Source organism: Streptomyces sp. NPDC102258 (assembly GCF_055584685.1).
This window is the reverse complement of sequence record NZ_JBVJLO010000014.1, coordinates 1-19,853: the sequence shown is the minus strand read 5'-3', so window position 1 is coordinate 19,853 and position 19,853 is coordinate 1. Positions and strand designations below refer to the sequence as shown.

Here is a 19,853-nt window from a genome sequence, read left to right as displayed (position 1 = left end):
GGGAGTGAGGTAAGGCTCACTCGGCTCCCGGTGCGGCTCGGGCGGGGTCTGTATGGGCTCCGGGCGGGGTGCGGGCGGCGGCCCGGGCGGGGTCTGGCGGAGGTCCGGGCCGGGACCCGTGCGGGGGAGTATCGCGATCTATCGTGTCTCGCTATGCTGGGGCCGTGGACCTGGAAAAGCACCCCGCCGCCCCCGCCCCCGTGGCCGCCGCCCCCGTCGCCCTGCGCGCCTCCGACGCCGACCGGGACCGGATCGCGGAGATCCTCTCGCACGCCCTCGCCGAGGGCCGGCTGACCGCCGAGGAGCACTCCGAGCGCCTGGACTCCCTCTACGCCCTGAAGACCGTGGGGGAGCTGGAGGTCCTGGTACGCGACCTCCCGGCCGGCGCTGCGGCCGCCCACGCCCCGCGGCCGGCCGCCCCGGCCCCCGTACCGGCGGCCCCGGACGGCGGCCCCGTCGAGACGGTCGTCGCCGTCTTCAGCAGCTCCGCCCGCAAGGGCCGCTGGCGTCCCGGGGCCCGCACGCGCGCCGTCTCCGTCTTCGGCGACATCACCATCGACCTCACCGAGGCGGTCTTCGAACAGCAGGTCACCGAGATCAACGCGACCGCCGTCCTCGGCAACGTCGAGGTGCTGGTGCCGGAGAACGTCACCCTGCGCGGCTACGGCAGCGGCGTCCTCGGCAACTTCGAGGTGCGCGGGGAGGGCGCCTCGACCGACCCGCAGGCGCCGGTGGTCATCGTCCGCGGCTTCGCGCTGCTCGGCAACATCGAGGCCCGCCCCAAGCTCGGCTCCCGCCTCGTCGACCTCGCCCTCAAGCTCCGCAAGCGGCTCGACGGCTGAGTGCGTAGGGCCCGTCCGCGCGGCCCCCGGCGGCCCCCCGGCGCCCGTGCGGGGAGCCGTACGCGGGCGTCCCGTGCCTGCGGCGTATTTCGGTCGAACCTCTCCCCGCCGCCACTACGCGGGGCTTAGGGACACGTACAGCGGGTAGGGACTGGTGCATCGTCTCTCGCTCGCGTATACGTCGTCAGGAGTAGACCGTGCCGCTTCCGCCGCATCAGTCCCTGCAGGCAGCCGCCGTCCAGAGTCTTCAGACGCGCCCGGCCGCCGTGCCGAAGCCGCGGGTGCCGGCCAGGGAAGAGGACGGCCCATGGCACGCGGAGGCGGTGTGCCGCAGGGACGAGGCGGGCCTCTTCTTCGCGCCCTCCAAGGAGCCCACCGCGGCCCGGCTCGCCCGCGAGGAGGCCGCCAAGCGGGTCTGCGCCCGCTGCCCGGTGATGGTCGCCTGCCGCGAGCACGCGCTGCTCCAGCCCGAGCCGTACGGCGTCTGGGGCGGCCTCACCGCCGCCGAGCGCCGGGTCGTCCTCGGCCGCAGGCGCCGCCGCGCCGCCGAGCTGCTCCCCGGCACGCCCCCGATCGCCGCCGCGGGCTGACCCGCGGGCCGGCCTGGTGCGCTGACCTCGCGGGCCGACGCCGGGAGGAGACGCCGCGGACCGGCGCCGTGGGACGGACGGTCGTGGGACGGACGAAGGGGCGGTCCCCCGCACCGGGACCGCCCCTTCGCCGTGCCGTTTCCGGCCGAACCGTTCCTGCTCCGCGTACCCGCCCGGTACTACTTCGCCCGGTCGAAGTCGATCGCGCTGTAGGCGCGCAGCTTCGAGAGGCGGTGGGTGGAGTCGATCTGCCGGATCGTGCCCGACTTCGAGCGCATGACCAGCGAGGACGTCGTCGCCGTCTCCGAGCGGTAGTGGACGCCGCGCAGCAGCTCGCCGTCCGTGATGCCGGTGGCGACGAAGAAGACGTTCTCGCCGGACACCAGGTCGTTGGTGTGCAGCACGCGGTCCAGGTCGTGGCCGGCGTCGAGGGCCTTCTGGCGCTCGGCGTCGTCCTTCGGCCACAGCTTGCCCTGGATGGTGCCGCCGAGGCACTTGATGGCGCAGGCCGAGATGATGCCCTCGGGAGTGCCGCCGATGCCGAGGAGCAGGTCCACGCCGGTGCCCTCGCGCACCGCCATGACCGAGCCCGCGACGTCGCCGTCGGAGATGAACTTGATGCGGGCGCCGGTCTCCCGGATCTCCTTGACGATGCCCTCGTGGCGGGGGCGGTCCAGGATGACGACCGTGACGTCCTCGACGGCCATGCCCTTGGACTTGGCGACCCGGCGGATGTTGACCGAAACCGGGGCGTTGATGTCCACGAAGTCGGCCGCTTCGGGGCCGGTGACGAGCTTGTCCATGTAGAAGACCGCGGACGGGTCGAACATGGTGCCGCGGTCGGCGGCCGCCAGGACGGCGATGGCGTTCGGCATGCCCTTGGCGTTGAGCGTGGTGCCGTCGATCGGGTCCACGGCGATGTCGACCTCGGCACCGGTGCCGTCGCCGACCTGCTCGCCGTTGAAGAGCATGGGGGCTTCGTCCTTCTCCCCCTCGCCGATGACGACGACGCCGTTCATCGAGACGGTGGAGATCAGCGTCCGCATCGCGTTGACCGCGGCGCCGTCCGCGCCGATCTTGTCGCCGCGGCCGACCCACCGGCCCGCGGCGAGGGCCGCGGCCTCGGTGACCCGTACGAGTTCCAGGGCGAGGTTGCGGTCGGGGGCTTCGGGAGAGACTTCGAGCTGGGGCGGCAGGTTGTGCTCGGTCATCGGAGCGCACCTTTCTGTACGACGACGGCCGGGATGTGAGGGTGCCCGAACTCTATCGGTACGTCGACATATTGAGCAGAGCGGGTCACGTATGAGCGCCATATCGGTCAGCGATGTCGCCTGAGCGGACACTCTGGCACCTACCCCGCCTCCCGTGCGGCACGCGCGCCGCGCCCGCGAGGGCGACCCCGGCGGTGATCGCCCCCGGCGATGCGCGACGATGGGGGCGTGGCAGGTATGAAAGGCAAGCAGACGGTCTGGGACATGGTCCGGTCGCTGGCGGTGATCGGCATCGTCGTGGCGGGGATCTACCTCTTCCTTCCCCATGACGACCAGGCCGACCCGACGCGGACGGTGGACTACCGGGTGGAGACCATCACGGCGCGGCGCGCGGCGCCGTACCCGGTGGGCGTCCCGGTGGGGCTGCCGCAGGAGTGGCGGGCGACCTCGGTGACGTACGAGCGCAAGGAGTCCAACGCCTGGCACCTCGGCTTCCAGGACCCGGAGCGGCAGTACGTGGCGGTGGAGCAGTCCAGCGACACCTCGGTGAAGTACCTGGAGCGCGTCACCCAGAAGGCGAAGGCCAGCGGGCGGACCCAGCAGGTCGGCGACCGGGCCTGGGAGCGCTGGGAGGGCGAGAAGTACGACGCCCTCGTCCGCCAGGAGCAGGGGTACGTGACCGTGGTGACCGGTACGGCCTCCTTCGACCAGCTCGCGAAGATGGCGGGCGCCCTGGAGTTCAAGCAGGGGCCGGAGACTCCGTAACGCCGCGGTCGCGGGGCGCTCTCCCGTGCGACTGCGACGAAAGACCGCGACGAAAAAAGGCCGCCCGCCCCGGGGAAACCGGGGCGGGCGGCCTTTTCGCTCAGGCTGCTCAGACGGTGGTGATGACCTGGTCGATGTCCAGGCGCGGGGAGCGCGGGAACCAGGCGTTCTCGCCCGGCTTGCCGATGTTGACGACCATCAGCGGGGTGTGGTCGGCGTCCAGGAACTCCTTCTGGACGCCGGCGAAGTCCAGGCCGGTCATCGGGCCGGCGGCCAGGCCGGCGGCGCGGACGCCGACGATGAAGTAGCCGGCCTGCAGGGCGGCGTTCAGCAGGGCGGCCTGCTCGCGGACCGGGCGCTCCGAGAAGAAGGCGTCCTTGGCCTGCGGGAAGTGCGGGAGCAGCTGCGGGAGCTCCTCGTGGAACTCGTTGTCCGCGGAGAGGATCGCGACCAGCGGCGCGGCGGCGGTCTTGGCCTGGTTGCCCTCGGCCATGTGCTTCACGAGGCGCTCGCGGGCCTCGGGGGAGCGGACCAGGGTGATGCGCAGCGGGCTCTGGTTGAAGGCGGTGGGGCCGAACTTCACGAGGTCGTAGATCGCCTGGACCTGCTCCTCGGTGACCGGCTCGTCGGTGAACGAGTTGGCGGTACGGGCCTCGCGGAACAGCAGGTCCTGAGCGGCGGCGTCGAGAACGAGAGACATCGGAAAGCCTTCTTCGGTACGGAGGTGAAGTGCGATGCCCCGACTCTACGACGAAAGTAGATGAAATTTCAACTACTTTGGTACGGGGTGACGTGGATCACTCCTCGCGGCCCTCGTCGGCGCCCTCCGCCGCCTCGCGGGCCGCCAGCGCCGAGTCCAGCCGGGCGCGAGCGCCTTCCAGCCAGTGCCGGCAGACCCTGGCCAGCTCCTCGCCGCGCTCCCAGAGAGCCAGGGACTCCTCCAGGGAGGTGCCGCCCGCCTCCAGCTTGCGGACCACTTCGACGAGTTCGTCGCGGGCCTGCTCGTAGCCCAGCGCCGTATCGGTTCCAGTCATTCCCGTTCCCATCGTATGGAGTGCACTGCAAGAGAAGTGTTGCCGGAGCGTTTCGGCCGGCGCCGCGCGCCGTACGCCGTACGCCGTGCGCGCCGCGCGTCAGACGGCTTCGGAGGCCGTGTCGGAGGTCGTGTCGGCGGTCGTGTCGGAGGTCGCTTCGGGGTCCGCTTCGGGGTCCGCGTCCGGGGCCGGCCCCGAGGGAGCGACCTCCACCCGGAACTCGCCCGCCGCCACCCGGGCCCGCAGCACCTGGCCCGGCCCGACCTCGTCCGGCGAGCGCACCACGTGCCCGTCCGCCCGCTGGAGCACCGCGTACCCGCGCTCCAGGGTGGCCGCCGGGGACAGCGCCACCACCCGCGCCCGGGTGTGCTCCAGCTCGGAATCGGCCCGGTCCAGCAGGTGCCCCAGTGTGCGCCGGGTGCGTCCCAGCAGCGCCTCCAGCTCGGCCTCCCGGGTCTCCACCATCCGCTGCGGGTGGACGAAGACCGGCCGGGCCAGGGCGTGCGCGAGGCCCCGTTCCTCCCGGTCGAGCAGGCCGCGCAGGGCCCGCAGCCCGCGGCCCCGGAGCTGGTCCACCCGCTCCAGCTCCTCCCCGACGTCCGGGACGACCTTCTTCGCCGCGTCCGTGGGCGTCGAGGCCCGCAGGTCCGCCACCAGGTCCAGCAGCGGGGAGTCCGGCTCGTGCCCGATGGCCGAGACCACCGGCGTACGGGCGTCCGCGACGGCCCGTACGAGCTCCTCGTCGGAGAAGGGCAGCAGGTCCTCCACGCTGCCCCCGCCCCGCGCCACGATGATCACGTCCACGTCCGGCCGGGCGTCCAGCTCCCGCACCGCCCGCACCACCTGCGGCACCGCGTGCACCCCCTGCACGGCCACGTTGCGGACCTCGAAGCGCACCGCCGGCCAGCGCCGCCGGGCATTCTCCAGGACGTCCCGCTCGGCCGCCGAGGCCCGCCCCACCACCAGCCCGATCAGCTGCGGCAGGAACGGCAGCGGCTTCTTGCGGTCCAGCGCGAACAGGCCCTCCGAGGCCAGCGACCGCTTCAGCCGCTCCAGCCGGGCCAGCAGCTCCCCGATGCCGACCGGGCGGATCTCCGTCACCCGCAGGGACAGCTGCCCGCGCGGGGCGTACCACTCCGGTTTGGCCAGGACGACGACCCGCGCGCCCTCCGTCACGGAGTCCGCGACCTCCTCGTAGACCTGCCGGAAGCAGGTCACGCTGACGGAGATGTCGTGCGAGGGGTCGCGCAGCGTCAGGAACACCACCCCCGCCCCCGGCCGCCGGGACAGCTGCGTGATCTGCCCCTCCACCCACACCTGGCCCAGCCGGTCGATCCAGCCCCCGATGAGCCGGGACACCTGACCGACCGGCAGCGGCGCATCAGCCGACGTATTCAGACCCATGCACGCAGGCTAACCGCCGGGACCGACACCGGTACCGGGCCCGTCGGACGGGATCCCGGCGCGTCGGCCGCGCTGGACCACCAGGACGCACAGCCCCACCAGCAGCCACACCGCCCCCACGAGCTGCGCCGTCCAGGACGCCTCGACGATCACGGCGACGGTCACCGCCGCGCCCAGCACCGGCACCACCAGGTGCCTGCCCCAGTGCGGCGGCCCCGCCATCCGCCGCACCACGAACCAGGCCACCACCGAGGCGTGCAGCAGCGTGAAGGCCGTCAGCGCCCCGATGTCCACGACGGAGACCAGGTGGTCGAGCCCGTCGTCGCGCCGGGCCGCCCACACCGCGGCCACCAGCGTCACCGTGGCCGCCACCAGCAGCGCGGGCCGCGGCGTGCCGTCCGAGGTGCGCGCCAGGGCGCCCGGCAGCCGTCGCTCCCGGGCCATCGCGAAGAGCAGCCGCCCGGCCGCGGCCTGCCCGGCCAGCGCCGCGAAGGCCGCCCCGACCGCCTTGCTCACCGCCACCAGGTCGTGCAGCCACCCCCCGACCGAGGAGTCCACGGCGTCGTAGAAGGCCGGCCCCTGGAGCGCCGGGTCCGAGGCCAGCTCCGCCGAGGAGACCGCCGTCAGCAGCGCCGCGAGGTAGGTCTGGGCGAGGAAGAGCACCCCGGTCAGCGCCAGGCAGAACAGCACCGCCCGGGCCACCCGCGCCGAGGCCCCGGTGACCTCCTCGGCGAAGGAGGCGATGGCGTCGAAGCCCAGGTACGACAGGACCGCGACGGACACCGCGCCCAGGACGGCGGCCGCCGAGAAGCCCAGCGAGCCGTCGCCGGTCAGCGGGGACAGCCAGCCGCGCCGGGCCCCGTCGCGCAGCAGCACCGTCACCGCCGAGACCAGGAAGACCAGCAGCACCAGCACCTCCAGGCCGAGCACCGCGAAGCCCACCCGCGCCGCGGCCCGTACGCCCCACAGGTTCAGCGCGGTGGTGACCACCACCGCCAGCGCCGTCCACACCCACCGGGACACGCCGGGCACCAGCGCGTTCATCGCGATCCCGGAGAAGAGGTACGCGACCGCCGGGATCAGCAGGTAGTCCAGCATCGCCATCCACCCGGCGATCAGCCCCGGCCCCTCGCCCAGCGCCTTGCGGGCGTAGGTGAAGACCGAGCCGGCCTGCGGGGCCACCCGCACCATCTGCGCGTACGAGAAGGCCGTGAAGGCCATCGCGACGGTCGCGACGAGGTAGACGAGCGCGACCGCGCCGTGCGACTTCGCGTCGAGCGTGCCGAAGACCCCCACCGGGGCCATGGGGGCGATGAAGAGCAGCCCGTAGACGACCAGATCCCGGAAACCGAGGCTCCGCCGCAGCGCGGTGGGCGGGGCCGTGGTGGAATCCGTAGCGGATGCCATCGTTCCTCCGAAGGATCGCCGGGACGGACGTTCGACCAAGTGTGGGCAGGGCCGGGGACGTCCGGCCTGCTGGAGGCCCCCGTACGATGGAGCGTATGACTGCTCCCGCCCCCGCTCCCGCATCCCGCCGCGTCCTGCTCGCCGCCCCGCGCGGCTACTGCGCGGGCGTGGACCGTGCCGTGATCGCCGTCGAGAAGGCCCTCGCGCAGTACGGCGCGCCGGTCTACGTCCGCCACGAGATCGTGCACAACAAGTACGTCGTGCAGACGCTGGAGAAGAAGGGCGCCATCTTCGTCGAGCGGACGGAGGAGGTCCCGCCGGGCTCCATCGTGATGTTCTCCGCCCACGGCGTGGCACCGGTGGTGCACGAGGAGGCGGCGCGCGGCCGGCTCGCGACGATCGACGCGACCTGCCCGCTGGTCACCAAGGTCCACAAGGAAGCCGTCCGCTACGCGAACGAGGACTTCGACATCCTCCTCATCGGCCACGAGGGCCACGAGGAGGTCATCGGCACCTCCGGCGAGGCCCCGGACCACATCACCATCGTGGACGGCCCGGACGACGTGGCGAACGTCGAGGTGCGCGACGAGTCGAAGGTCGTCTGGCTCTCCCAGACCACCCTCTCCGTGGACGAGACCATGGAGACGGTCGACGCCCTCAAGACGAAGTTCCCGCTGCTCCTCTCGCCGCCGAGCGACGACATCTGCTACGCCACCTCCAACCGGCAGGCCGCGGTGAAGGTCATGGGCGCCGACTCCGACCTGGTCATCGTGGTCGGCTCGAAGAACTCCTCGAACTCCATCCGGCTGGTCGAGGTCGCCCTCGACGCGGGCGCGCGCGCCGCCCACCTGGTCGACTTCGCGAGCGAGATCGACGAGGCGTGGCTGGAGGGCGTCACCACCGTCGGCCTGACCTCGGGCGCCTCGGTGCCGGAGGTGCTGGTCGAGGAGGTGCTGGAGTGGCTGGCCCAGCGCGGCTATGCCGACGTGGAGATCGTCAAGACCGCCGAGGAGTCGATCACCTTCTCCCTGCCCAAGGAACTCCGTCGCGACCTGCGCGCGGAGGCGGCCCGGCTGGTCGCGGGCGGCGCGGAGGAGTAGCCTGCGCGGCTTCGTATTCGTACGGTGAGTCCATGCAGATCTTCGGTGTGGACATCGGCGGTTCCGGGATCAAGGGCGCTCCCGTGGACCTTGAGCGCGGCGAGCTGGCGCAGGAGCGCCACAAGGTGGTGACACCCCATCCGGCCACCCCCGAGGCGGTGGCCGGATGTGTGGCCGAGGTGATCGACGCCTTCTCGTGGAAGGGCCCGGTCGGGGTCACCTATCCCGGCGTCGTCACCGGCGGGGTGACCCGCTCGGCGGCCAACGTCGACGCGGCCTGGATCGACACGGACGCAGCCGCCCTCCTCTCGCGGGAGCTCGGCGGCCTGCCCGTCACCGTCCTGAACGACGCGGACGCGGCGGGCGTCGCGGAGATGACGTACGGGGCCGGGCGCGGCCGGGGCGGCACCGTCATCCTGCTCACCCTGGGCACCGGCATCGGCAGCGCCCTCTTCATGGACGGGCGCCTGTTCCCGAACTCCGAACTGGGCCACCTGGAGCTCAAGGGCCACGACGCGGAGACGCGCGCCTCGGTCAAGGCCAAGGAGGACGGCGACCTCAGCTGGGAGCACTGGGCGCACCGGCTGCAGAAGTACCTGGCCCACGTGGAGATGCTCTTCTCCCCGGACCTCTTCATCCTCGGCGGCGGCGTCAGCCGCAAGCCGGACAAGTTCCTGCCGCTGATCGAGGGCATCCGCGCGGAGATCGTCCCGGCGAAGCTGCAGAACAACGCGGGCATCGTCGGCGCGGCGATGGCGGCGCGGGACCTCGCCGCCGGTTAGGCGCCGCCGGTTGGGCGCCGCCGGTCGGGCGCCGCCGGTTAGGCGGTGCTACGGCGGGCGGCGCGGCGGCGTCCGCTCAGCGCGGCCCGCCGCGCCAGCGCGATGAGGCCCGCGACCAGCGTGCCCGCGTAGAGCCACCCGGCGTGCAGCGACAGCGCCGACACCACCCCCATCAGCTGGCCGCCGACGCCGCCGGAGGCGCCCGAGACGGGCCACACTCCGGCGGCGAAGGCGATCGGCACCGAGACGGGCGCGGTGATCAGGTCGGCCGGCCGCACCCACGCGGCGGTCACTGCGGCCACGGGCAGGAAGAGCAGCCCGTACGCGAAGAGCGAGGCGTCGAACAGCAGCCAGCTGACCCCGGCGGCCAGGAGCATCGCGGCACACGCGAACAGCCCGCCGCCGAGCCCGGTCAGCCGGGGCCGCGGCAGCCGCCGCCCGCTCCGGGCCGCCGCGGGGGGCCGGGGGCCGCGCGCCTGAGGGTGACGTACCGAACGCATCCTGTATTGCTCCACCCCACCAAACTAGGCGGGAGAGCCCCCGGACCGCCCCCCGGACACGCGTACATCCAGCGCCGCTCATCGGAAAGTAAACTGTCCGGTGGCCCACTCCGGGCCGCCGCCCCCTCCAGCTACGGGAAGTCGCCAACGTGTCGCTCACGATCGGAATCGTCGGCCTGCCGAATGTCGGCAAGTCGACCCTGTTCAACGCCCTGACCAAGAACGACGTGCTGGCGGCCAACTACCCGTTCGCCACCATCGAGCCGAACGTCGGCGTCGTCGGCGTCCCGGACCCGCGCCTCGCGGTACTGGCCGGCATCTTCGGCTCGGCCAAGGTCCTCCCGGCGACGGTCGACTTCGTCGACATCGCCGGCATCGTGCGGGGCGCCTCGGAGGGCGAGGGCCTCGGCAACAAGTTCCTCGCGAACATCCGCGAGTCGGACGCGATCTGCCAGGTCATCCGTGCCTTCAAGGACGAGAACGTCGTCCACGTCGACGGCAAGGTCTCGCCCAAGGACGACATCGAGACGATCAACACCGAGCTGATCCTCGCCGACCTCCAGTCCATCGAGAAGGCGGAGCCGCGCCTGACGAAGGAGTCCCGCCTCCAGAAGGAGAAGGTCGCGGTCCTGGCCGCGGTCGTCGAGGCGAAGAAGATCCTCGAAGCGGGCGACACCCTCTTCTCGAAGGGCATCACCAAGGGCACCGAGCAGGGCGACCTCCTGCACGAGCTGCACCTGCTCACCACGAAGCCCTTCCTCTACGTCTTCAACGTGGACGAGGACGAGCTGACGGACGACGCCTTCAAGGCGGAGCAGTCCGCCCTGGTCGCCCCGGCCGAGGCCATCTTCCTGAACGCGAAGCTGGAGCAGGACCTCTCGGAGCTGGACGACGACGAAGCCCTGGAGCTCCTCCAGTCGGTCGGCCAGGACGAGCCCGGCCTCGCCACCCTCGGCCGCGTCGGCTTCGCCACCCTGGGCCTCCAGACCTACCTGACGGCCGGCCCGAAGGAAACCCGCGCCTGGACCATCAAGCAGGGCGCCACCGCCCCGGAGGCCGCCGGCGTCATCCACACCGACTTCCAGCGCGGCTTCATCAAGGCCGAGGTCATCTCCTTCGCCGACCTGGTCGAATGCGGCTCGGTCACCGAAGCCCGCGCAAAGGGCAAGGCCCGCATGGAAGGCAAGGACTACGTGATGCAGGACGGCGACGTGGTGGAGTTCCGCTTCAACGTCTGAGCGGATGAAATAACACCACGTCGGTGACGTGGCAGACAGACATGCAGGTCGGAAGGGGTCGACTCCGTCGGGAGTCGGCCCCTTGCCGTTTCCGACCCGGCTGGCGGGTGAGACTGGTACGTTATTAGGTACCACTTGAGGGATGAGGTCAGGTCATGTCCATCACCGCGAGCGAAGCCCGCAAGGAACTCTTTCCGCTGATCAAGAAGGTCAACGAGAACCACGAGGCCATCGAGATCGTCTCCAAACACGGCAATGCCGTGCTCGTCTCGGCCGAGGACTACGCGGCGCTGCGCGAGGGCTCGTACCTGCTGCGCTCTCCGGCGAATGCCCGGCGGCTGCTCAAGGCGTACGAGAACGCCCTGTCGCACATCAACGTGTCGGAGCGTGAGCTGATCGATCCGGAGTCACCGGACGCGGGTGCGGGTGCCGCGTGAGGCTTGTCTTCGAGGATCAGGGCTGGGAGGACTACACGTCCTGGCTCAAGAACGACCGCAAGATGCTCGCTCGGATCAACAAGCTCATCCAGGACGTCAAGCGTGACCCCTTCACGGGGATCGGCAAGCCGGAGCCGCTGAAGTACCACTTGCCCGGCGCATGGTCGCGGCGAATCGACGACGAGCACCGCCTCGTCTACTTGGTTACGGACAAGCAGATTGTCATCCTTGCGGCTCGGTACCACTACTGACCGCTTCCATGGGGCTGATGTGCTGGGATGCCCCTCCCGTGCTGGATCGGTGCTGGATATTCTGATCTGACGTCAGGAGTGTTTCGGTGCCGTAGGCGTGGAGCGATGCCCGACGTGCACCACCACACCACCAGCTCGCCGTTGTCGATCGTGTAGATCAGGCGATAATCGCCCACCCGTAGACGGCGGCGGTCGGGCTGGGAGACGAGGGATGTGGTGTTGAACCCCAGCGGGTCGGTCTCCAGCTCGGTCAGCTTGGCCAGGATGCGCAGCGCCATGTCACGAGGAATCTTCCGAAGCTCGGCCTGCGCCTCGGGTCGGAAGACGGTCCGATACTCACTCACCGCGAGCCAGCGTCTCCCTCATGATGTCCTCGATCGGGATACCGGGTGCCGGGTTGGCCATGCGCTCGTCGATGATCCGGTTGATCTCGCGTTCTTCCCACTCCTGGTACTTGCGCAGCACCTCGATGGAGACCACGGCGGCGACCTGCTTGCCGCGTCGCGTGATCACGGTGGGTACGTCATCCCGGTCAGCTCGCTCCACGACCTCGGCGAGGTGCGCCCGCACGTCGCGGATGGACTCTATGGGTAGTGGCTGCGTCATGCGCCCAAGCGTACTGAGTGTGCCATGTGTACACAACGCAACGTACGGTCGGCTCCTCGCGTGGCCCGGGTGGTCTTCGAGGTAGTGGGCGATGGGAGTGGGGAGACGGAAGCCGGTCAGGGCGTCGGGCCGGGACGGCAGGACGACGGCGAGGGTCAGGGGTTCGGCGAGGGACTCGGCGATGAGGGAGGCGCGGCCTCGGGATGTGCGGCGATCCTGCTGAGCAGGGTGTCGTCCGAGAGGGCGGTCGGGTTGAGGGCTCTGGCCATTGCGGGGGTGAGGGGGTGGCCGGCGAGGGCGTGGCGGATGGCGTTGAGGGGGACGGGGCGCTCGTAGTAGTCCTCGAAGTGGGCCTGGACGGTCTCGGGGGAGCGGTCGGTGAGGAGGCGGAAGAGGTAGCCGGAGCCGTCCGGATCCGGGCTGCCGGTGGGGAAGGTGATGTCCGAGCCGGTGCGCCAGGTGGTGTCGCCGGGCCCCCACCACAGGCAGGCGGTGACGCGGGGGGCGTCAAGGAGCTCGTCGTGGAAGGCGGGCTGGTCGAGGAGCGGTCGGAGGGCCGCGGGCACCTCGTCGATGACGCCGGGCCAGACCTGCTCGTCGTCCGTTCCGTACGGGCTCATCTCCGATTCGTGGTCGAAGCCGCGTATCAGCACCCCGTCCGGGGTGAAGAGGACGGAGAAGTCGTCCCCCGAGCCGTTGTCCATCAGGGCCGCCTCCATGCCCGGGCCCCAGGTGGGGGCGTAGGTGTACGGGCAGAAGCGCGGATCGCGGGCTATCGCCGTGTCCAGGGTGGCCAGTGCGCGTAGATGGGCGCGGAGTTGGGCGGGCTCGGGGAGGAGGGAGGCGGTCTCGTACACGGTGCTCATGGCGCCATGGAAGCATCCCCGGCTGACAGGCGGCCGCCGCCCGGATGTGGTGTCCTGCCGCTTGTTTCGGCCGTGAGCCCCGGTGAGCCCGCCGTCCCCCGCCGGGGTGTGGTGTGGCGGCTTTCTGTCTCGGTGTGTGATCACCGCAGGCGGGGGTCGTGGCCGGTCGCCGGGTGTTCCGGGTGGCCTTCAGGTGGTGCGGGGTGGGGTGAGCTGGGTGAGGTCGAGGGTGAGGTCGAACGGGACCGGGCGTTGGAGGGTGCCGCGGAAGATGCCGGCGGGGGCGTAGGCGCCGGTGGGTTCGTCGAGTTCGTAGACGTGGACGACGGGCGCCCCGTCCTCGTCCTCGATGCACCAGTAGTGCGGGATGCCCGCCTCCGCGTACTTGCGGAGTTTGACTGTGCGATCGCGGTGGGCGGACTCGGGGGAGGCGACTTCGATGACGAGCCGGACCTCATCCGGTGCGAACCAGGTGCGGTCGGCGTCGTACGGGGCCGTGGTCACCAGGAGGTCCGGCTCCGGGCGGTTGCGCGGGTCGAGCTTGATGGTCATTTCGCGGCCGACTCTGGCATCTGCGGGCAGCTGCTCCATGAGTGCGACCGTGAGCAGGGTGACGAGGTGGCCGTGCCACCACCGCTGGGGCCACATCATGAAGACGAGGGCTCCGTCGATCAGCTCGGTGTGGCGGGGTGCCTCGGGGAGGTGGTCCAGGTCCTCCGCGAACCAGCCTTCCGGGCGCGGCGGGCGCATCCAGTCGGGCAGTGCGGTCATGGCTTCACGGTAGCGGGTCAGAGGCCGCGGACGGCGGCGATGGTGAAGGGGGTGGGGGTGCCCTCGGGGTTCAGGGGGCCGCCCTTGTCGAACTGGGAGCGGACCACCAGGGTGCGGGTCGGGGTGTGGGTGAGGGTGAGGGTGGTGGGGATCTGGAGGGACGGGTCGGTGAGGGTGCGGGTCAGGCGGGCGCGGGTGCCGTTCTCGGTGAGCTGCCAGCGGGTCAGGGTGTTCGGGGTGTTCTGGGCCACCCGGAGGGTGCCGTCGGGGGAGAGGTCGAGGCCGTCGGCGGCTTTGAGGTCGCCGCCGTTCAGGGCGACGCGGCTGATCGCGCCGGTGCCGAGGGCGATGCGGTACAGCTCGCCCCCGGCCATGTCGACGGCCAGGAGGTAGTGGCCCGCCGGGTCGGAGACGATGCCGTTCAGGGCGACGCCGCCGGCCGCGGTGGTCAGGTCGTAGGCCGGGGTCAGGTCGCCGGAGCCGGCGTGGAGCTGGGCCGGGGTGACCCGGTAGATCACCGGGCGGACGCTGTCGGTGAGGTAGGCCGTGCCGTCCGGGGTGATCGTGAGGTCGTTGATGAAGCGCGGGCCGGTGCCGGGGACCTCGAAGTGGGCCAGGCGCGTTCCGGTGCGGGTGTCGTACACCGCCACCCCGGTGGTGGAGTCGGTGACCCACAGCCGGCCGTGGCCGTCGACGCGCAGGCCGTTCGCGGTGTGGCGGCCGTCGGTGCCGGAGGGGAGGAAGACCTCGGCGGTACGGGCTCCCGGGCGGGCCCGGTAGATGGTGCCGTCCGCGTACGAGCCGACGTAGACCGTGCCCGTACGCGCGTCGGAGGCGATGCCCTCCGGGTAGACCTTCGCGCCAGGGAGGGTGAACGCCGTCGTGATCCGGGGGGTGGCGGTGGACGGGGCCGCCGCCGTGAGGGTGAGGGCCGCCGTGGCGGCGAGAGCGAGGGTGAGGGAGAGGGGGAGTTGCTTCGAGGGCTTTCGCATGAGTGACTTCTTTCTATCGCGGGTGGTCGAATCGTAGTTAGAGGTCTAATGGTTCGCAAGGGTCGTAGGATTCCCGCATGACCTCCATGGCCCCCGAGGAGCGCATCGGTTCGCACATCAAGCGCGCCGAGCAGGCACTTCTCGCGGCGAAGAACACCGCATGCAAACCGGCCGCCGTCACGGTCCCGCAGTACGCGGCGCTGCTCTGGCTCGCCGAGAAGCCCGGGATCTCCGCCGCCGCCCTCTCCCGGCTCTGCGGGGTCACCCCCCCGACGATGAACACCGTCCTGAAGAACCTCCAGGAGCGCGGGCTCATCGAGCGCACCCCGCACGAGTGGCACCGCAACGTGCTGGAGACCCGGCTGACCGCGGAGGGCCGCGTCGCGATGGAACGGGCGGACGCCGGTGCCGTGGGGGTGGAGCGGGCGCTGGCCGCGGCCCTCTCCGCCGAGGAACGCGAGCAGCTCATCGCGCTGCTCGGCCGCTGCGCCGAGGTGCTCGACGCCCTCAAGTAAGGCGCCCTCACGCAGGGCGCGCTTACGTCAGGCCGGAACCTTCGCGGACAATCGCTCGTCTGGACCGGTGAGTCCAGGTGTCCAGCCACTCTGCCCCGCTTCCGCCCGGGGCGGTCATGACGTTCGGAGCGAAGTCCGTGCACGAGTACCCGCAGCAGTCCTCCGGACGTGAGCCCGAGCCGGGGCGGGGGCGGGGCAGGTCCCGGCGCGCGGTCTGGATCGGCGCGGGCGTCGCCGTCGCGCTGCTCCTCGGCGGGGGTGGCTTCGCCGCCTGGAAGAACGAGTGGTTCGCCGGGAACGGGGAGGCCGTTTCGTTCGGTGCCGACATGCGGCGGGAGAGCGCCCCCGCGCCGAAGGGGACCGCCGCCGCGCCCGTCGCCCCGCCCAAGCCCACTGGCGACCCCGACGTGCTGCTGCCCTCGGGGCCGAAGTCCGACTTCAAGCAGACCGCCAAGCTCGACGACGGCACCGTCATCGCCAAGACCCGGCTGGCCGGCGCCAAGTCCGGTTTCGAGGGGGACGTATGGGTGTGGGCGCCCAAGGAGTACGACGACCCCAAGTACGCCAGGAGCGCCTTCCCGGTCCTCATCGCCCTGCCCGGCGGCAACGGCTTCCCGGCGAACTACTGGTCCGACCGCAGCCTCGGCCTCCAGAAGGCGATATCCGACGGCGTCCAGGCCGGCACCAGCCTGCCGTTCATCGTGGTCATGCCGGTGCTCAACCCGGACAACAAGTATTACTACGACGGCGCCGACATACCCGGCCGGCCCAAGATGGGCACCTGGATCGCCGAGGACGTCCCCGACTTCGCCCGCGCCAATTTCCGTACGTACAAGTCCCGCGACGGCTGGGCCTTCATGGGCTCCTCCTCCGGCGCCTTCGTCGGTATGAAGACCGTCCTGCAGTACCCGGACCGCTTCAAGGCCGTCATAGCCAGCGGCGGTGAGATCGTCCCCGACTCCCCGCTCTGGAAGGGCCACCAGGCGGAGATGGACGCGAACAACCCCGAGAGGCTCGCGCGGAAGCTGATCGAGGCAAACGGCCCGGAGGTGTACATCAACTTCCAGGTCGGCACCAAGGAGACCGGCAAGGACCGCATGACGCAGTTCGTGCGCGACTACGGCAAGGGGCCGGTCAAGACCACCATCCGCGACATCCAGAACGGCGAGCACAACGGCTGGCACTACGTGCGCGGCATGAAGGAGGGCTCGCTGGAGTGGATCAGCAAGGTGTTGAAGGGCCCCAAGCCCGACGACGCCGGCTGACCCGCTGAGCGCGCGCCGCATCCCTTCCGCCACGTGGCCCCCGCCACGTCGCACCGGTCCCAGGCAACCCCTACGGTCGTTCACACCTCTGTACAGGTGTGCAAGGGGGACCAATCGGTCCGACCCGCGCCCAACCAGGGCGCCGGAGAAGGAACGGGAACAAATCGGTGCGGTATGACCAGCAAGGCGACGACGGCCCCACGACCGAGCAGCGCCGTCGCCCACGGCGTCTGGGCAGGGGCCTGATCGGCGGCGCGGTCGCGCTCGTCCTCGCCGCCGGAGGCGGCGCGGCGTACGCGTTCGGCCTCTTCTCGGACCTCGGCGGCCCGGTGTCCTTCGGGAAGACCCAGGAGTCGGCGGCGGCCGCGCAGGACATCCGGCCGGGGGTGCTGATGCCGACCGGCCCCAAGGCCCACTTCGTCCGCACCAGCCGGCTGCCGGACGGCACGCAGATCGCGATGACCACGCTGAGCGGGCCGAAGTCGGGATTCACCGGCGACGTATGGGTGTGGGCGCCCAAGGAGTACGACGACCCGAGGTACGCCAAGAGCGGCTTCCCGGTGATGATCGCCCTGCCGGGCGGACGCGGGTACCCCAAGAACTACTGGGGCACCGGACCGGGGCTCGGCCTCCAGCAGGCCGTGATCGACGGGGTCAAGGCCGGCACCAGCCTGCCCTTCGTCCTCGTCATGCCGGTGATCAACGCCGACACCAAGCACCACTTCGACGGCTCGGACATCCCCGGCCAGCCCAAGATGGGCACCTGGATGGCCGAGGACGTGCCCGATTTCGCGAAGGCCAATTTCCGCACCTTCACCTCCCGCGACGGCTGGGCCTTCATGGGTTCCTCCTCGGGCGGTTTCGGCGCCTTCAAGGACGTGCTGAAGTTCCCCGACCGCTTCAAGGCGGTCATCGCCAGCGGGGTCGACATCGTCCCGGATTCCCCGCTGTGGAAGGGGAACCGGCAGGCCATGGACGAGAACAACCCCGAGAAGCTCGCCGCCAAGCTGATCGCGAAGGGCGGTCCGGACGTGTACGTGAACTTCCAGATCGGCACCAAGGAGAGCGGCCGGGAACTGGCCGAGGGCTTCATGCGCGCGTACGGGAAGGGTCCCGTGCACACCCGCCTCCAGGTGATCCAGGATGGTGAGCACAATGGGAAGTCGTACGTACGTGGCATGAGGGAGGGCTCCCTGGAGTGGATCAGCAAGGTGATGCAGGGACCGACGCCCGACCCCGGCGCGGGATGAGCCCGGTGGTGAAGGGGGCCTCCGCCGCGGCCGCCGCCGGGATCGCGGCGGTGTGCGCCGTCGTGTTTCTCAGGGCGTCCGGCGACCAGTCGGTGCACCCCTTCCCCACCGTCGGCGTGCTCATGGCGAACGGCGAGCACTGGTGCACGGCGAGCGTGGTCGACAGCCCGCGCGGCAACGTCGTCGCGACCGCCGCGCACTGCGTCGCCCCCGCCGGCGAGGACGGGCAGCCGGGCGAGGTCGCCCACGACGGCCTCGCGATCGGCGAGCTCTCCTTCGCCCCCGCCTTCAGCGGAGAGGGCTCCGGCATCCAGCCGCTCGGGGTGTGGAAGGTCCGCTCGATCCATGTGGACGAACGCTGGACGAAGTGGGGCGACGAGACCGCCGACTTCGCCTTCCTCACCATCGAGCCGGACGCGGAAGGCCACAGCGTGCAGCAGCGGGTCGGGCCGGGCGAGGCACCGAAGCCCGACTGGGCCTCCGGGTACGAACGGGACGTCACCGTCATCGGCTACCCGGAGTCCGAGCACAACCCGCAGAACAAGCCGGTCTCCTGCACGACCCAGACCCGCCACGACAACGACGATCCCGACATGCTCTACATCAGCTGCGCGGGCTTCTGGACGGGCACCAGCGGCAGCCCCTGGATCGCCGACCGGGGCGGCCCGGACGCGCCGGGCCGGCTGATCGGCGTGCTCAGCGGCGGTGACACGGACGTGGACTCCACGGCCGCGGTCTTCGACGGGAAGGCGAAGGCGCTGTACGAGCGGGCGGCCCGGGGCTGACGGCGGCTGCAAGCCCTTGCGCGCCCGATGCTGGTATTTGCGGGGGAGGCGTCTACTTCTTGCGCTCCGTGCCCACGATCATGCCGACCGCCACCACCACGACGGCTCCGCCCACCAGGATCGGCCAGGTCAGCTCCTCGTCCAGGATCAGCGCGCCGAGCGCGACCGCGACGACCGGATTGACGTAGGCGTACGTGGACACCAGCGACAGCGGCGCCGACGACCGGAGCAGCCACGCGTACGCGGTGAAGCCGACCACCGACCCGATCAGGACCAGGTACGCCAGCGCCAGCCAGGAGGCGGTGGAGAACGAGCCGGGGTCCAGGCCCCGCTGTTCGCCGCGCAGCAGCCCGACGAGGATCCCGCCCACCCCGCCCGCGAGCATCTGGTAGACGCTGCCGGTGAAGGGGTTCGCGGGCAGCGACAGCTTCGAGCCCGAGAACGTGCCCAGTGACCAGAGCACCGCCGCCGCCAGCACCAGCAGCACCCCCGACAGCCGGACCTCGCCGGTCAGCCCCGGACTGGTCAGTACCGCGAGCCCCGCCAGCCCCACCAGCACCCCGGCCAGGGTGCGGGCCGGCGGCCGGTCCCCGCTGAGCGCCCGCAGCACCACCACCCACATCGGCACCGACGCCACCAGCAGCGCGGCCAGCCCCGAGGGCACCGAGGTCTCGGCGAGGACGACGAGGCCGTTGCCGCCGAGCACCAGCAGCAGCCCCACCAGCACGGCCGAGCCGAGCTGCGCCCGGGTGGCCCGCAGCGCGCCGGGACCGTACCGGCAGGCCACGATCGCGGCCAGTACCAGGGCGGCCGTGATGAACCGGGTCCCGGCCGAGAGGAAGGGCGGCATGGTGCGCACCACGATCCGGATGCCGAGGTAGGTCGAGCCCCAGACGACGTACACGAGGCCGAGGGCCAGCCACACCGCCCCGGTGACCTTGGGTTGCGGGGCGGTCGCGGTGGTTTTCTCCAGGGGGGTCGGGGTGCTCATGGCCGGATCCTATGGTCGTTGGCCCCTGCACGCTTCCCGGTATCTCAGCCCGTGAGCAGGGCGTTCAGCTCGCCGTACGGGAGGGAGTGCGCGACGGCCGTGTAGCCGCCGCCGGAGTACAGCTCCTCGGCGGCGCGGCGGGCGACGGCGTACGCAGCCTCGGCCACCCAGGAGCCCAGGCTCACCCGGGCGACTCCTAGGGCCTGTGTGAGGTTGCGATCAGTCGGCGGCTTTGAGGAGGTCGTCGATCC

General features: G+C 71.3%; 23 protein-coding genes and 2 pseudogenes. 12 read left to right on the top strand and 13 right to left on the bottom strand.

Going from position 1 to position 19,853, the window contains the following annotated elements; translation table 11 throughout:
- Nucleotides 1-164 precede the first annotated feature (164 nt).
- Nucleotides 165-842, top strand: coding sequence for a DUF1707 SHOCT-like domain-containing protein (locus ACZ6ZT_RS22740; protein ID WP_469721610.1), 678 nt, complete (start codon nucleotides 165-167; stop codon nucleotides 840-842).
- 197 nt (nucleotides 843-1,039) lie between these two features.
- On the top strand, nucleotides 1,040-1,432 hold the full coding sequence (locus ACZ6ZT_RS22735; RefSeq protein ID WP_469721609.1) for a WhiB family transcriptional regulator: 393 nt from the start codon (nucleotides 1,040-1,042) through the stop codon (nucleotides 1,430-1,432).
- Between the two features lie 179 nt (nucleotides 1,433-1,611).
- Here the strand turns inward: ACZ6ZT_RS22735 and glpX are convergent, their stop codons facing one another.
- Nucleotides 1,612-2,643: a class II fructose-bisphosphatase gene (gene glpX, locus ACZ6ZT_RS22730; RefSeq protein ID WP_469721608.1), complete on the bottom strand. Its 1,032-nt coding sequence runs from the start codon at nucleotides 2,641-2,643 to the stop codon at nucleotides 1,612-1,614.
- Nucleotides 2,644-2,880: 237 nt separating this feature from the next.
- Here glpX and ACZ6ZT_RS22725 point away from each other — a divergent pair, with 237 nt between their 5' ends.
- A complete protein-coding gene (locus ACZ6ZT_RS22725) occupies nucleotides 2,881-3,408 on the top strand; it encodes a DUF4245 domain-containing protein (RefSeq protein ID WP_469721815.1) in 528 nt (175 codons plus the stop codon).
- 109 nt (nucleotides 3,409-3,517) lie between these two features.
- Here ACZ6ZT_RS22725 and ACZ6ZT_RS22720 read toward each other — a convergent pair whose 3' ends face one another.
- The 4 genes from ACZ6ZT_RS22720 to ACZ6ZT_RS22705 all read right to left on the bottom strand — a co-directional run bounded on the left by ACZ6ZT_RS22720 (nucleotide 3,518) and on the right by ACZ6ZT_RS22705 (nucleotide 7,253).
- The gene (locus ACZ6ZT_RS22720; protein ID WP_469721607.1) at nucleotides 3,518-4,108 is read right to left on the bottom strand and encodes a malonic semialdehyde reductase; all 591 of its coding nucleotides are present in this window, start codon (nucleotides 4,106-4,108) and stop codon (nucleotides 3,518-3,520) included.
- Between the two features lie 97 nt (nucleotides 4,109-4,205).
- The gene (locus ACZ6ZT_RS22715) at nucleotides 4,206-4,442 is read right to left on the bottom strand and encodes an exodeoxyribonuclease VII small subunit (protein ID WP_469721606.1); all 237 of its coding nucleotides are present in this window, start codon (nucleotides 4,440-4,442) and stop codon (nucleotides 4,206-4,208) included.
- Nucleotides 4,443-4,541: 99 nt separating this feature from the next.
- Entirely contained in the window at nucleotides 4,542-5,846 is a 1,305-nt protein-coding gene (gene xseA, locus ACZ6ZT_RS22710) for an exodeoxyribonuclease VII large subunit (RefSeq protein ID WP_469721605.1), read from the bottom strand.
- A gap of 9 nt (nucleotides 5,847-5,855) precedes the next feature.
- Nucleotides 5,856-7,253 (bottom strand): APC family permease, encoded by a 1,398-nt coding sequence (locus tag ACZ6ZT_RS22705; RefSeq protein ID WP_469721603.1) that lies wholly within the window; start codon nucleotides 7,251-7,253, stop codon nucleotides 5,856-5,858.
- Between the two features lie 86 nt (nucleotides 7,254-7,339).
- Here ACZ6ZT_RS22705 and ACZ6ZT_RS22700 point away from each other — a divergent pair, with 86 nt between their 5' ends.
- Nucleotides 7,340-8,353, top strand: a complete 1,014-nt coding sequence (locus tag ACZ6ZT_RS22700; RefSeq protein ID WP_469721602.1) for a 4-hydroxy-3-methylbut-2-enyl diphosphate reductase — start codon at nucleotides 7,340-7,342, stop codon at nucleotides 8,351-8,353.
- 32 nt (nucleotides 8,354-8,385) lie between these two features.
- Nucleotides 8,386-9,135, top strand: coding sequence for a polyphosphate--glucose phosphotransferase (gene ppgK, locus ACZ6ZT_RS22695; protein ID WP_469721601.1), 750 nt, complete (start codon nucleotides 8,386-8,388; stop codon nucleotides 9,133-9,135).
- 38 nt (nucleotides 9,136-9,173) lie between these two features.
- Here the strand turns inward: ppgK and ACZ6ZT_RS22690 are convergent, their stop codons facing one another.
- Complete coding sequence (locus tag ACZ6ZT_RS22690) at nucleotides 9,174-9,635, bottom strand: DUF6542 domain-containing protein (protein ID WP_469721600.1); 462 nt, start codon at nucleotides 9,633-9,635, stop codon at nucleotides 9,174-9,176.
- Nucleotides 9,636-9,784: 149 nt separating this feature from the next.
- Here ACZ6ZT_RS22690 and ychF point away from each other — a divergent pair, with 149 nt between their 5' ends.
- The 3 genes from ychF to ACZ6ZT_RS22675 all read left to right on the top strand — a co-directional run bounded on the left by ychF (nucleotide 9,785) and on the right by ACZ6ZT_RS22675 (nucleotide 11,561).
- Nucleotides 9,785-10,873 (top strand): redox-regulated ATPase YchF, encoded by a 1,089-nt coding sequence (ychF, locus tag ACZ6ZT_RS22685; protein WP_469721599.1) that lies wholly within the window; start codon nucleotides 9,785-9,787, stop codon nucleotides 10,871-10,873.
- Between the two features lie 155 nt (nucleotides 10,874-11,028).
- Complete coding sequence (locus tag ACZ6ZT_RS22680; protein ID WP_073443651.1) at nucleotides 11,029-11,310, top strand: type II toxin-antitoxin system Phd/YefM family antitoxin; 282 nt, start codon at nucleotides 11,029-11,031, stop codon at nucleotides 11,308-11,310.
- Nucleotides 11,307-11,561 (top strand): Txe/YoeB family addiction module toxin, encoded by a 255-nt coding sequence (locus ACZ6ZT_RS22675; protein ID WP_469721597.1) that lies wholly within the window; start codon nucleotides 11,307-11,309, stop codon nucleotides 11,559-11,561. Before ACZ6ZT_RS22680 ends, ACZ6ZT_RS22675 begins: the two co-directional genes overlap by 4 nt.
- Nucleotides 11,562-11,633: 72 nt before the next feature.
- Here the strand turns inward: ACZ6ZT_RS22675 and ACZ6ZT_RS22670 are convergent.
- From ACZ6ZT_RS22670 to ACZ6ZT_RS22650, 5 genes and pseudogenes are all read right to left on the bottom strand, one after another.
- Nucleotides 11,634-11,905 (bottom strand): annotated as a pseudogene (locus tag ACZ6ZT_RS22670) (type II toxin-antitoxin system RelE family toxin).
- Entirely contained in the window at nucleotides 11,898-12,167 is a 270-nt protein-coding gene (locus ACZ6ZT_RS22665; RefSeq protein ID WP_030744248.1) for a type II toxin-antitoxin system Phd/YefM family antitoxin, read from the bottom strand. The pseudogene ACZ6ZT_RS22670 and the gene ACZ6ZT_RS22665 overlap by 8 nt, the downstream one beginning before the upstream one ends.
- Before the next feature lie 155 nt (nucleotides 12,168-12,322).
- Nucleotides 12,323-13,033: a hypothetical protein gene (locus tag ACZ6ZT_RS22660; protein ID WP_469721596.1), complete on the bottom strand. Its 711-nt coding sequence runs from the start codon at nucleotides 13,031-13,033 to the stop codon at nucleotides 12,323-12,325.
- 189 nt (nucleotides 13,034-13,222) lie between these two features.
- A complete protein-coding gene (locus ACZ6ZT_RS22655; RefSeq protein ID WP_469721595.1) occupies nucleotides 13,223-13,804 on the bottom strand; it encodes a Uma2 family endonuclease in 582 nt (193 codons plus the stop codon).
- Nucleotides 13,805-13,821: 17 nt separating this feature from the next.
- Nucleotides 13,822-14,796: an SMP-30/gluconolactonase/LRE family protein gene (locus tag ACZ6ZT_RS22650; protein WP_469721593.1), complete on the bottom strand. Its 975-nt coding sequence runs from the start codon at nucleotides 14,794-14,796 to the stop codon at nucleotides 13,822-13,824.
- A 77-nt stretch (nucleotides 14,797-14,873) separates the two neighbouring features.
- Between ACZ6ZT_RS22650 and ACZ6ZT_RS22645 the strand changes: the two genes are divergently transcribed.
- The 4 genes from ACZ6ZT_RS22645 (at nucleotide 14,874) to ACZ6ZT_RS22630 (ending at nucleotide 18,611) form a co-directional block, all read left to right on the top strand.
- Nucleotides 14,874-15,311, top strand: coding sequence for a MarR family winged helix-turn-helix transcriptional regulator (locus tag ACZ6ZT_RS22645; protein ID WP_469721591.1), 438 nt, complete (start codon nucleotides 14,874-14,876; stop codon nucleotides 15,309-15,311).
- 116 nt (nucleotides 15,312-15,427) lie between these two features.
- The gene (locus tag ACZ6ZT_RS22640) at nucleotides 15,428-16,576 is read left to right on the top strand and encodes an alpha/beta hydrolase (RefSeq protein WP_469721589.1); all 1,149 of its coding nucleotides are present in this window, start codon (nucleotides 15,428-15,430) and stop codon (nucleotides 16,574-16,576) included.
- Between the two features lie 167 nt (nucleotides 16,577-16,743).
- A complete protein-coding gene (locus tag ACZ6ZT_RS22635; RefSeq protein WP_469721587.1) occupies nucleotides 16,744-17,826 on the top strand; it encodes an alpha/beta hydrolase in 1,083 nt (360 codons plus the stop codon).
- 8 nt (nucleotides 17,827-17,834) lie between these two features.
- The gene (locus ACZ6ZT_RS22630) at nucleotides 17,835-18,611 is read left to right on the top strand and encodes a trypsin-like serine peptidase (RefSeq protein WP_469721586.1); all 777 of its coding nucleotides are present in this window, start codon (nucleotides 17,835-17,837) and stop codon (nucleotides 18,609-18,611) included.
- A 52-nt stretch (nucleotides 18,612-18,663) separates the two neighbouring features.
- Here the strand turns inward: ACZ6ZT_RS22630 and ACZ6ZT_RS22625 are convergent, their stop codons facing one another.
- Both ACZ6ZT_RS22625 and ACZ6ZT_RS22620 read right to left on the bottom strand, forming a co-directional pair.
- On the bottom strand, nucleotides 18,664-19,602 hold the full coding sequence (locus ACZ6ZT_RS22625; RefSeq protein ID WP_469721584.1) for an EamA family transporter: 939 nt from the start codon (nucleotides 19,600-19,602) through the stop codon (nucleotides 18,664-18,666).
- Nucleotides 19,603-19,646: 44 nt separating this feature from the next.
- Nucleotides 19,647-19,853, bottom strand: a pseudogene (locus ACZ6ZT_RS22620) (hypothetical protein); the annotation flags it as partial.

Bases quoted from the DNA above. Each gene is read 5' to 3' on its own strand.
- ACZ6ZT_RS22640 (WP_469721589.1), top strand. From the start codon at position 15,428: ATGACGTTCGGAGCGAAGTCCGTGCACGAGTACCCGCAGCAGTCCTCC.
- xseA (WP_469721605.1), bottom strand. From the start codon at position 5,846: ATGGGTCTGAATACGTCGGCTGATGCGCCGCTGCCGGTCGGTCAGGTG.
- ppgK (WP_469721601.1), top strand. From the start codon at position 8,386: ATGCAGATCTTCGGTGTGGACATCGGCGGTTCCGGGATCAAGGGCGCT.
- glpX (WP_469721608.1), bottom strand. From the start codon at position 2,643: ATGACCGAGCACAACCTGCCGCCCCAGCTCGAAGTCTCTCCCGAAGCC.
- ACZ6ZT_RS22705 (WP_469721603.1), bottom strand. From the start codon at position 7,253: ATGGCATCCGCTACGGATTCCACCACGGCCCCGCCCACCGCGCTGCGG.
- ACZ6ZT_RS22690 (WP_469721600.1), bottom strand. From the start codon at position 9,635: ATGCGTTCGGTACGTCACCCTCAGGCGCGCGGCCCCCGGCCCCCCGCG.
- ACZ6ZT_RS22665 (WP_030744248.1), bottom strand. From the start codon at position 12,167: ATGACGCAGCCACTACCCATAGAGTCCATCCGCGACGTGCGGGCGCAC.
- ACZ6ZT_RS22725 (WP_469721815.1), top strand. From the start codon at position 2,881: ATGAAAGGCAAGCAGACGGTCTGGGACATGGTCCGGTCGCTGGCGGTG.
- ACZ6ZT_RS22715 (WP_469721606.1), bottom strand. From the start codon at position 4,442: ATGACTGGAACCGATACGGCGCTGGGCTACGAGCAGGCCCGCGACGAA.
- ACZ6ZT_RS22655 (WP_469721595.1), bottom strand. From the start codon at position 13,804: ATGACCGCACTGCCCGACTGGATGCGCCCGCCGCGCCCGGAAGGCTGG.
- ACZ6ZT_RS22650 (WP_469721593.1), bottom strand. From the start codon at position 14,796: ATGCGAAAGCCCTCGAAGCAACTCCCCCTCTCCCTCACCCTCGCTCTC.
- ACZ6ZT_RS22700 (WP_469721602.1), top strand. From the start codon at position 7,340: ATGGAGCGTATGACTGCTCCCGCCCCCGCTCCCGCATCCCGCCGCGTC.
- ACZ6ZT_RS22680 (WP_073443651.1), top strand. From the start codon at position 11,029: ATGTCCATCACCGCGAGCGAAGCCCGCAAGGAACTCTTTCCGCTGATC.
- ACZ6ZT_RS22645 (WP_469721591.1), top strand. From the start codon at position 14,874: ATGACCTCCATGGCCCCCGAGGAGCGCATCGGTTCGCACATCAAGCGC.
- ACZ6ZT_RS22720 (WP_469721607.1), bottom strand. From the start codon at position 4,108: ATGTCTCTCGTTCTCGACGCCGCCGCTCAGGACCTGCTGTTCCGCGAG.
- ACZ6ZT_RS22660 (WP_469721596.1), bottom strand. From the start codon at position 13,033: ATGAGCACCGTGTACGAGACCGCCTCCCTCCTCCCCGAGCCCGCCCAA.
- ACZ6ZT_RS22625 (WP_469721584.1), bottom strand. From the start codon at position 19,602: ATGAGCACCCCGACCCCCCTGGAGAAAACCACCGCGACCGCCCCGCAA.